14 protein-coding genes are annotated in these 9,061 nt (G+C 43.4%); 2 read left to right on the plus strand and 12 right to left on the minus strand.

The window, feature by feature from the left end:
- Positions 1 to 288 precede the first annotated feature (288 nt).
- Entirely contained in the window at positions 289 to 654 is a 366-nt protein-coding gene (locus tag DU481_RS15065) for a hypothetical protein (protein ID WP_350135847.1), read from the minus strand.
- A 144-nt stretch (positions 655 to 798) separates the two neighbouring features.
- On the opposite strand from DU481_RS15065, the gene DU481_RS15070 reads away from it, so the two are divergent.
- Complete coding sequence (locus DU481_RS15070; RefSeq protein ID WP_350135849.1) at positions 799 to 1,752, plus strand: DUF2806 domain-containing protein; 954 nt, start codon at positions 799 to 801, stop codon at positions 1,750 to 1,752.
- 111 nt (positions 1,753 to 1,863) lie between these two features.
- On the opposite strand, the gene DU481_RS15075 is transcribed toward DU481_RS15070, so the two are convergent.
- From DU481_RS15075 to DU481_RS15125, 11 genes are all read right to left on the minus strand, one after another.
- Complete coding sequence (locus DU481_RS15075; RefSeq protein WP_350135851.1) at positions 1,864 to 2,124, minus strand: hypothetical protein; 261 nt, start codon at positions 2,122 to 2,124, stop codon at positions 1,864 to 1,866.
- Positions 2,125 to 2,377: 253 nt separating this feature from the next.
- Positions 2,378 to 2,743: a hypothetical protein gene (locus DU481_RS15080; RefSeq protein WP_350135853.1), complete on the minus strand. Its 366-nt coding sequence runs from the start codon at positions 2,741 to 2,743 to the stop codon at positions 2,378 to 2,380.
- A gap of 150 nt (positions 2,744 to 2,893) precedes the next feature.
- Positions 2,894 to 3,184 (minus strand): hypothetical protein, encoded by a 291-nt coding sequence (locus DU481_RS15085; protein ID WP_350135855.1) that lies wholly within the window; start codon positions 3,182 to 3,184, stop codon positions 2,894 to 2,896.
- 126 nt (positions 3,185 to 3,310) lie between these two features.
- Complete coding sequence (locus tag DU481_RS15090) at positions 3,311 to 4,261, minus strand: zonular occludens toxin domain-containing protein (protein ID WP_350135857.1); 951 nt, start codon at positions 4,259 to 4,261, stop codon at positions 3,311 to 3,313.
- The gene (locus DU481_RS15095) at positions 4,258 to 4,548 is read right to left on the minus strand and encodes a DUF2523 domain-containing protein (protein ID WP_132429333.1); all 291 of its coding nucleotides are present in this window, start codon (positions 4,546 to 4,548) and stop codon (positions 4,258 to 4,260) included. The genes DU481_RS15090 and DU481_RS15095 overlap by 4 nt, the downstream gene beginning before the upstream one ends.
- Positions 4,545 to 5,837, minus strand: a complete 1,293-nt coding sequence (locus DU481_RS15100) for a virulence factor TspB C-terminal domain-related protein (RefSeq protein WP_350135859.1) — start codon at positions 5,835 to 5,837, stop codon at positions 4,545 to 4,547. The genes DU481_RS15095 and DU481_RS15100 overlap by 4 nt, the downstream gene beginning before the upstream one ends.
- A gap of 49 nt (positions 5,838 to 5,886) precedes the next feature.
- Complete coding sequence (locus DU481_RS15105) at positions 5,887 to 6,228, minus strand: hypothetical protein (protein ID WP_350135861.1); 342 nt, start codon at positions 6,226 to 6,228, stop codon at positions 5,887 to 5,889.
- Between the two features lie 57 nt (positions 6,229 to 6,285).
- Positions 6,286 to 6,591, minus strand: a complete 306-nt coding sequence (locus DU481_RS15110; protein ID WP_350135863.1) for a major capsid protein — start codon at positions 6,589 to 6,591, stop codon at positions 6,286 to 6,288.
- Between the two features lie 79 nt (positions 6,592 to 6,670).
- A complete protein-coding gene (locus DU481_RS15115; protein WP_350135865.1) occupies positions 6,671 to 7,693 on the minus strand; it encodes a phage/plasmid replication domain-containing protein in 1,023 nt (340 codons plus the stop codon).
- 85 nt (positions 7,694 to 7,778) lie between these two features.
- A complete protein-coding gene (locus tag DU481_RS15120) occupies positions 7,779 to 8,090 on the minus strand; it encodes a hypothetical protein (protein WP_350135867.1) in 312 nt (103 codons plus the stop codon).
- 31 nt (positions 8,091 to 8,121) lie between these two features.
- Positions 8,122 to 8,283: a hypothetical protein gene (locus DU481_RS15125; RefSeq protein ID WP_350135869.1), complete on the minus strand. Its 162-nt coding sequence runs from the start codon at positions 8,281 to 8,283 to the stop codon at positions 8,122 to 8,124.
- A gap of 118 nt (positions 8,284 to 8,401) precedes the next feature.
- On the opposite strand from DU481_RS15125, the gene DU481_RS15130 reads away from it, so the two are divergent.
- Positions 8,402 to 8,803 carry a hypothetical protein gene (locus DU481_RS15130; RefSeq protein ID WP_350135871.1) on the plus strand — a complete coding sequence of 134 codons (402 nt, stop codon included), beginning with the start codon at positions 8,402 to 8,404 and terminating at the stop codon, positions 8,801 to 8,803.
- The last annotated feature ends 258 nt before the right edge of the window (positions 8,804 to 9,061 follow it).

Raw genomic sequence — 9,061 nt, forward strand, 5'->3', positions numbered from 1 at the left:
CGTTTCTTGTGACTGTAATCAAGATCGGCAAAACTCGTTTGGTGTGGCATGGCGTATTTAGAAGGTCGTTAATAAATCTATTATCTCAACAAACCTCGGGATTTGTTCAGCGGTTCCCTAAGAGATCGGCAAAATAATCTCAAATACTCTGCATCAACGCCTGATTTAATCAGGCGTTTTTTTTCCTTTAGAACATACCGATAATAACGGCGCTTAGTCACCTTGTTACGTGTGTATCGGATATGCCAGTAAAAATTTCGCAGCTGGGAAAAATCAGTCATTACGTACCTAAAAACGAGAAAAGCCATTAATAATTTCCCTACATCGATCTACAGGAAAATCCTTAATTACAATAGTATGTTGATCGTAGCAAAAGCAACCACGAGTATCGCTAGAAAAACAAGACTTGGGAATTCTTGGTGGAACAACCTCAGGGGGTGAAACTTCTAACTTATCAAAAGCATAAGACCTATTCACGCTTTTCAGTTTTAATACTTCAGTCTTTACCTTATTAGTGAAAAATCCTAGCATCGCGCTTTTATCAAAAAAATAAAAAGAAAAGCTCAAAATAATCACAATCAAGCAAAGATCAAAAGCTAACCTTCTCCAAGCATATCGTCCGTAATAACGCAAGAACAAATAATCAAAACGCATAAAAGCAACCTCCTAGATAAAGTCAGCAGAAGGTTTAGCGGCAGATAAGAAAAAATATAAACCAGTAGATCGAAGTGGTTTAACTAAGAATAATTTACTGATAAGATTGAAGTAATTTAAGAATCCTGTTCAAGTGTAAGTAATATGCCAGAAGAAAACAGCAATTTCTCAGTAAGAGACCTAGTCGGTATCTCCAAGCCTGCAGATACACTCATCAAAAAAATCGCCAGAGCTATAGAAGGTGTGCATAAGCCAAATCAAATAAAACTTCTAGCACAGGCAGAAGCAGAAGCGGCCATTACCAAAGCTAAAGCAGATGCAGAAGTGGCTATTATCAAAGCTAATTCAGATGTACAGATTAGAGAGCTGCAACAACGCACACTAGAACGCTTCATGAATGAAGAAACAAAAAAGCAAAAAAATATCGAAGACATAACTAACCAGGCGGTTACCTTACTTTCTGAAAATGCGGACGCAGAAAGAATGGATGATGATTGGATAACGAATTTTTTTGATAAAGCGCGCATTGTCTCGGATAAAGAAATGCAAGAACTTTGGTCACGCGTATTAGCAGGAGAAGCCAATATTCCAGGTTCTTTTTCTAAAAGAACAGTCAATCAACTCAGTGATCTAGATAAAAAAGAGGCTGAGCTATTTACGAAGCTTTGCAGGTTTACTACAGATATAAGCGGTAACGACTACCGGCCTACACCTTTAATATTTGATATCAAATCGGAAATATATACAAACAACGGAATCAGATTCGATGAACTTTTGCATTTGGAGAGCATTGGTTTAATTAAATGCGAATTTAAAGATGGCTATTTACTGCTCGAGCTTCCAAAAAAAATACGTGTTGTGTACCACAACCAACAAATTGATCTGGAAATGAGTAAAGAAGAAAATAACGAGCTTTCGATCGGTGATGTTTTGCTGACAAGTGTTGGTGAGCAGCTAGCATCCATTTGCAAAATCACGCCACTCCATGGCTTTGCAGAGTACTTGTTAGAAAAATGGAAGGGCCACAATCCTATTCTCACAACCTACTCGACAGAGGGATGTCAGGATGATAATAATCCACAATTGGCACAAAAATAACTAAAACTGGGATCGAGCAGCATGCCCCTTACGGGGCAACCCCTTCGCGCCGATCGGCGGCGTGACTCTCGTACGACGCTCAATATAGACGAAATAATGCAAGTAATACGGTCAAATATTATTTCGAATCCAGTCCCAGATATCTTTATTTAACCATCCAGCATAATTCGTGACTTCTATCACCAAAATAAAATCATTATTATCTAAATGCTTCCGCAATCTATCTGAAAGTTGTTGCGCGCTTTCAGATGTTGCTATTAGCCAAGTAGAATCTAATGGATGAGCCCATGGTAATTTCTTCAATTCCTCATATAAAGCATGGTAATTTTGCCCTTGTTTGTTTAAATCATAAGAAACACAATACACAGTCATTTATAGCTCCTTCATTGTAATTAATCGAAATCCATATATGGTGTATATATTCAAAATATCAAGAGAAAAACACAATATATTGTGAAAGGTCGAAATAGTAATCAACAAAATTCTTTTGTTTAGCAATATGAGGAAGTCAGGAGCAAGTTAATCCGTACCAGGGATCGGGCAGCATGCCCCTTACGGGGCATACCCTTCGCGCCGGTCGGCGGCGCGACCCTTGTAAGTGATTGGCAAAGCAAGAAACGGGATCTTACTTATCCATGACGTGAATGTGCTTGCCCCTGACGTACACAGGTTTTAAGCCCATTTTCTTGAAGAAAGCGTGAATCTGCCGATTGTGCTTGGCCAGCGGTGAAAGTCCATTCTGACAAAGATAAGCAAAAACAAAGTAACTATCTGAATCAATGACAATCGTCATCGTGACATAGTGCGGATCAGGGTAATTCTGTCCATTTTCATAACAACGAACGATAAAAACAGTGTCAGATACCTGCTGAATTGAGACTTCATCTAATTTCAGAAACAAAGAATTAGATAAGTAAGGGTTATTTGAATCGACCGGTAAAGAATCGATTTTGTGAAGTGAATCCTTGGTGAACTTCTGAATAATATGCATTTTACGGTTTCCCTTTCCGACTCCTGATGTGTGAACTGCGGAAGGAAAGCAGGAATTACTTTCTTTTCGGGAGCGACCCTATCCGCAGCCTTGGGCATTATGCCCGGGCTGCAACAAAAATTAAATAAAATCAAAAAACAAATCGATCCCCTACTTTTTATACTGCGACTGTGTGACCGGTTTTGCGTGATCCTGGATGAATCGCTTCAAGAAATGGCCACAGTGCTGTTCTTTCGATAGCTGAAAAAGCACAGAATCCGGAATCCGGATTCCATCAATCTCAATCCATGATTTAGGCTCGTGATTGAGCAGTAAGTATGGATCGGAATCAGAGCGAAATTCACGCAGCCAGTAAATAGCATGTGATAAGCCGCGAGCGGATAACGGGAAAGCCCGATAGTCGGCAATTTCACCTTCTTTATGATGCTTGATAGTAATCACATAAACCCCCTAAATATTTTTCTTGTCATGAATCCAAACAGCTAACGATATCCGCGCAAACCTCGCTTTACTCCTTCCTCCTCTTCCTGCGTCATCGTCGTCCTCGCGCTCGCTCAGTTTTGCGCGTCATGCTTTTTTGCCTGGCCAGCCGTAATCGATGGCCATTTCGCAGGATGTTTTATCAATCACCAAGCGCTCAGCGCTTTGGCCGTAGCAAATACATTTATCTCTGTTTTTAATACAAGACTTAACTAGAGACCAATCAATAGAATCAGTGAGTAACTGAATTGAATTGAAGGTTTTCTGAGCCGGTTCGATTTTTATGACTTGCTGCGGTGGATCTGGAGGCGGCTCAGGTTTTGCAGTGGCCGGTGTTTCTGCCGTGCTTGCTTCAGCTTGAATAAAATCTGTATTTAACGTGCCCTTGGAAACGATTCTATCGAAGGCATAAGCGCCTATCGCAACCGTGAACAGGATCGAGAGCGCAAAAAAGTAAACGGCGCGAGGAAGGCGCGGTTTGTGGACGATGTGCTGTGTTGCGGAGTGATAAAGATCAAAGGATTCCTTCGGCAGTTTGTACGGAGAAGAAACAGCAACGCGCCGGGCGGAGCTGGCGGCTGTGTTTACCCGGTATTCCGGCCACTCGTACAGCATGCGGCCAGACCAGCGCGGAACGATGTGTAAATGTGGATTGACGAGCGCCAGGACTTTCTTGTGCACCAATGATGGCGATTGCGTCATGATGAAGAAATCCAGGCCGTAATGCCGGTGTTCCGATAGCTCGGTAATGTCCTTGGATGCTTGGCTACCGAGAGACGGCCACATTTTTTGCACTTCATCGACGACGATCAAGGAACCGTGATCGATATTCCGGAGAACCGGCAAACCATCAACGATATCTTGTTCGTACCAGGTTTTTAGATATTCGTAACTGATTTCAATGGTCGGAACCGTAAGCTTAGGGATTCCGATGGTGTAGACGGTTCTGCCCTCTTCCGCTGCTTTCTTGATGATGTGCCAAACGGCGTAAGAGGTTTTGCCGCCACCAGGTACAGCGGTTAGTAGTTTGATGGTCATGATGGCAGGATTCCCAGGCTGGACATTGTTGTCATGGTCAGCTTGAACGTGATGGCGCCGACGATAATTCCAATGGCTTCCCCTACTCCGGCCAGCTGCACGACGGCCAGCGCATCAGTCGCAATGTTGGAGAATTGCGCTTGAGCCAGGGCAACCAGCTCATCAAATACGGTTTTAATGCCAGCATAGCTGATTACACCAATACCAAGGCTGGAGAGCACATTACGGGCAAATGAGCCAAGGTAGGTATCAAGGAATTGCGCTAAGGGTACGAGGATAGTTTTCATGATTGGCGAGATCCGGATACGATGAAGAAGGCTGAAATAATGGCCAGGAGAATGACGAAAGGCCGTACGCCTTCGGCAACACGGCAAACCGGCGCATAACTCATGGTGACATTGCCGAACTTGGTATTTTCAGTCACATCCGAAGGACATGAACCGGCACCGCCGAAGGGTGTATATGAGAACAGACCAGGTACCTCGAACGTTTGCAGGTCGCGGTCAACGGATTCATCAAAATCGATCTCGATATCTTCGGGTGGCGGCGGTTCAGTTGGTGTGTCGGACTGCTTGACGGTTTCAGTTGAAGATATTGGGCTGTTGTTCAGGTCGTAATTGGTGACAGTTTCAGTTTCTTTGACCGTGACGCGGTACGGTTCGGCTTCTGTTGCAGCATCTTCGATTTCCATGCGGCGTGTCGTTTGTTGCGTGCCCGTGGCATTGCCAAGCGCGTCTTTATTGGTCGTTGTTGCAGTTCCAAGCGGCACGGATATCGGTGAAAAAACAGACGGTGCTTTTATTGGCAGCGGTTCAAGTTCAGCGGCTAGGCGGTCGGCACCGGCAGGAGATGAAAGCTTATTTTCTGCGGCTGTCCAATCGGAAGCGGTAGGTTCTGCAGGAGGCGCAGGCTGGAAATTGCTAATTAATTTACGAAGCTTGCCTTCGCCGAGAGTAGTTCCAGTGGTTTTACTCTTCAGTGAAATAGCAGATTCTATGCGGTCAGGAAAAACAGTATAAGAAAAGCTGCCGAGATCAAAAGAATTACCCCAAACAGAGCTGGCACAAGCCTTCATATCCTTATCGGAAGAACAGGCAATGGGTGAAGAGTCATAATTAGCTACCCAACCGCCCATTAATTGACTAACTTGATCGTCTGCGGATTGTGTAAGCATCCAATTTCCAGACTGATTACAGATACTCGATAAAGAGCAAATCAAGTCTACAGTAGCAAGCGCCATAGAGAGCGGTCCCACTCTTTGCGCAAACTTTGACAGCGCAGCGCCGACTTTTGGAATGTCAGCGGCCGCGGTTTTGGTGATGTTGGCTTGATAGGTTTTACCATCCAGGCCGGTTACGTTGTAAGGCCGAGTTGTGGTGACTGTGCGGGTTGCCGGGTCATAAATGGGATCGTTTGCAGAAAAGCGCGCTGAGGTGAAATTTGTGACAGGATTCCTAAAGAAATCAGGTTCACCGGCTGCAATGGCTAGATTCTGGTATGAGTGCGCGTTTTGTGCGCAAAGACCTGAGATAAAAAGAGCCAGGAATAAGTAAATTACCGAGAAAGGATTATCCATGCGGCACCCAATATGCTGAGAAAAATAGCTAAATTATCGAAGTCGTAAATCATGATGTTTTAAAAGCGTCGGTGATTTTTCTAATTCCCCAGGCAACAACCCAAACGCCAACCACGAGCCAAGACAGTTCAACTACATCAGTATTAGAAAAAATTTTGGGGGATTGAAAAGTACAAGAGATTATTTGAGGCGTAAAAGTGTAAGGCGCTGGCATTGTGCCGTTTGAGATCAAAACTGGTTGTATGGTTATATTGTCTGAATTTGACGAACAAGTGATCATGTAACTTGATAAAGCACCGCTTCCACCATTTTGAGCAAAACAACCTTGAGCGACATAATCAAGAAACTCTTGTTTAGTCTCGAAGCATTGATTCAAATATTTATATCCCACGAACAAACCCCTTTAAAACAAATCCCCGCCGAAGCGGGGACGAAGATATGAAAGCTATTAAGCGTTCATAGGTTTGCGCATCATGGCGAAGGCAAACACGATCACTACAACACCGATCACGAGACCGCCAACAGTGCCGACGTCTGCTACCGCGTCAGTGATTGCGGTGGTTACCGACGCGGGAACAGCAGCCGAAGCGATTGAAGGAATGACCGCTAGAGGCGCGAACAATAAAGCCAGTTTGGCTTTAAAGGACAAGCACACTTCCCGGAAGTAGCGAGCAGCTGCTAGAGCTTGCTGAACGATGAAGGACAGCATCAAAGCCAGAAGAAATACTGCATAAGCTTGAATCTTTGTAAACATAAAAACTCCTTTTTGATTAACAGTTAAATGGTGCGGAATTGCACCCCATAAGCCCCGGATTGGAGCCTATGGGGTGGAATCACTCCCCTACTGCTTTTAATCGTGGTTTTTCATCTTCCAAGGTGTACCAATCTGGCATTGATAAGGGCTTTAGGTCGACGATCTGAACTTTCACCGGGAATTGCTCGATGTTGCGCGGTTCCATGATGTCAATGCCGTATTCGCGCAGGATTTTGGCGTGACGGTAAAGTGTGGCTTGGCTGGCCAAGTTGACTAAGTCTTGACCGGCAAACCATGCGGCAGCATAGATTCGGCTTTTTGACGGAATGGCGTCGAGAATGTCCGGTTCATCGCTGCGGTCGACTTGCCGGAAGATTTCCGTTTCTTCATGAAAAACTTGTTCCAGCTTTTCTTGTGTGATGTTTTCAAGGTTTCGCAGACCTTCATCACTTAGCAGTCTGCGTTTTAGTTCGATTTCCACTCTGACTACTCCCTGCTCTTTGCACCATTGATAAACCGGATCATCTTCACTACAGCCATGTTTTTGCATTTCAATGTGTTTGATGTAGGCTTTGAGCATGTGCCGGGTGTTGACCCACCAGACTGACTCATCCCCTGCCCGACCTTTTTTCATTCTTGAAACAGATCGGTTTGCGAGCCAGCGAATAAGGGCTCGGGCTTGCGACTCTGAACCCGTTGCAAAATTGCAGGTGATGTCCAGACGAGATACTCGCGCACCAAAGGATTGACTTTCACCAATTGCAGTTGGAATTCTTGCGGCTTTGAAAGCTGGTAAGCCTCTAGCCAGCATAATTCGATTAGCTTTTTGGAGTGTTTGGCTCCATCCCAGGTTGAACAGGTTGTCTTTGCGAGAAAACCGGCCGACGTTTCCACTGAGTGAAATATGCTTACCATCACTTTTAATCCTGAGACTTGTTTCATGTGATCCCGGAAAAGTCGCGGCGCGAACTCTTTCATAGCGAGCATTGCCGATGGCGTCATACTCGACCATGATTCCCCCGGCAATGATGGGATGGAATTGTTCTGTTTCCGTATGTAGTTGAGAAATGGAGAGCCAATCGATAAAGATTTCATTTGCCATGTCCTTAACCGGGTATCAATTTGAAGGTGAATTGCGTGTGATTTTTCTCAAAATGAGAATGAACGGCATAGTGTTACTAGCCGAACTAAGCTGCCTTGGTTTCCGAAGATGCGACTTTGGCATCGACTACAACCGTTTTAAGTTCGCCGAAAATAATTTTTTCTGTGGTAGCTAAATCCATGTAGGCGGGTTTGCCATTCATGAAAGCAAACTTTGGAAGTAATGAAGGTTCTAGTGGAATCTCGGCGTAGTTGACACCAAATCCGGTTTCCTTGTATGAGCCAAAATCTATATCAGTGAATGGCAGCGCTATGGCAATAAAGAAGGATTCATAAGGTTTTCCAGTTGCTTTAGTTGTTCCTTCACGTTTGAATGCTTTTAGTACGAGTGCTCTCATAATTTTTACTCCAGTGGTTAATAAATCGTTTTTAAGCTTGGTCTTTCAAAAACTCAATTTGCTGAAAAGCTAGATCATTCAAATCAGAGTCAGAAAGGATTGCTTCGGGGTGGTAACTGCGCCAGGTGTCAAAAAGTTCTGGAAACTGGCCGTTATTCGATGCTTCATTCATTGCGCAGTGATAAGAATTCATATAAACCTCGTTTGACTTAGGGAAACTTGAACTATATGATTGTTGCCAATCAATACCGAATCATTTGATACGGAATATATACCGTATCAAATGATTCGGTCAATAGGACAAAACTACTATGAAATTAAATGACTATCTCGATATAGCTGAGAAAAAAGCAGGAAAGAAAATAGAATTAGCAAGAATTCTAGGAATATCTGATGCTTATCTAAGGCTAGTCAGGAATGAGAAACGAGGATTGGCAATTGAGGGATGCATCCTTTTAGCCGACTATATCGATGCAGATCGGTTAGAGGTTATTGCAGCAAGCAATTTAGTAACTGAAAAAGATGAAAGAAAAAGAAAAATAATTGAAAGCTGTTTTTCAACTTCAAGAGCAGCAAGTTTTACAGCCACAGCACTACTTTTAGGTGTCATTTTGATAATGACACCATCTCCCGCTCACGCAAGCTGGGCAACGGTTTCAGATGGATCGATAATCGAATATTTTGTACTCCGTAAAAGAGGTGATGGAGAATAATTACCAGAGCCAAATAAAAATTACCAGTTAAATTGTGTGCATTAATAACAACACATAGTTTATAATTTAGAAACAGTATCTTACCTTATTTTCAAGCTTACTAAAAGATTAAATCCACGCTTACCAAAATTACCATGCGGTAAATCCGCAAGGGTCTTAGGAAGTTAAGCACTTACTAAAGTGTGCTAACTTTCTGAGATGAATGCCAAAAACAGATACTATTTTCGTTCTCGAATCAGAGAAGCAAAGTTCAGGCAA

The organism is Nitrosomonas sp., from assembly GCF_040240425.1.
GTDB lineage: Bacteria > Pseudomonadota > Gammaproteobacteria > Burkholderiales > Nitrosomonadaceae > Nitrosomonas.

What these genes read in the sequence shown, in the direction of transcription:
- DU481_RS15100 (WP_350135859.1), bottom strand. Translation starts at nt 5,837, where the DNA reads ATGGATAATCCTTTCTCGGTAATTTACTTATTCCTGGCTCTTTTTATC.
- DU481_RS15090 (WP_350135857.1), bottom strand. Translation starts at nt 4,261, where the DNA reads ATGACCATCAAACTACTAACCGCTGTACCTGGTGGCGGCAAAACCTCT.
- DU481_RS15095 (WP_132429333.1), bottom strand. Translation starts at nt 4,548, where the DNA reads ATGAAAACTATCCTCGTACCCTTAGCGCAATTCCTTGATACCTACCTT.
- DU481_RS15075 (WP_350135851.1), bottom strand. Translation starts at nt 2,124, where the DNA reads ATGACTGTGTATTGTGTTTCTTATGATTTAAACAAACAAGGGCAAAAT.
- DU481_RS15125 (WP_350135869.1), bottom strand. Translation starts at nt 8,283, where the DNA reads ATGAATTCTTATCACTGCGCAATGAATGAAGCATCGAATAACGGCCAG.
- DU481_RS15080 (WP_350135853.1), bottom strand. Translation starts at nt 2,743, where the DNA reads ATGCATATTATTCAGAAGTTCACCAAGGATTCACTTCACAAAATCGAT.
- DU481_RS15120 (WP_350135867.1), bottom strand. Translation starts at nt 8,090, where the DNA reads ATGAGAGCACTCGTACTAAAAGCATTCAAACGTGAAGGAACAACTAAA.
- DU481_RS15070 (WP_350135849.1), top strand. Translation starts at nt 799, where the DNA reads ATGCCAGAAGAAAACAGCAATTTCTCAGTAAGAGACCTAGTCGGTATC.
- DU481_RS15130 (WP_350135871.1), top strand. Translation starts at nt 8,402, where the DNA reads ATGAAATTAAATGACTATCTCGATATAGCTGAGAAAAAAGCAGGAAAG.
- DU481_RS15115 (WP_350135865.1), bottom strand. Translation starts at nt 7,693, where the DNA reads ATGGCAAATGAAATCTTTATCGATTGGCTCTCCATTTCTCAACTACAT.
- DU481_RS15110 (WP_350135863.1), bottom strand. Translation starts at nt 6,591, where the DNA reads ATGTTTACAAAGATTCAAGCTTATGCAGTATTTCTTCTGGCTTTGATG.
- DU481_RS15065 (WP_350135847.1), bottom strand. Translation starts at nt 654, where the DNA reads ATGCGTTTTGATTATTTGTTCTTGCGTTATTACGGACGATATGCTTGG.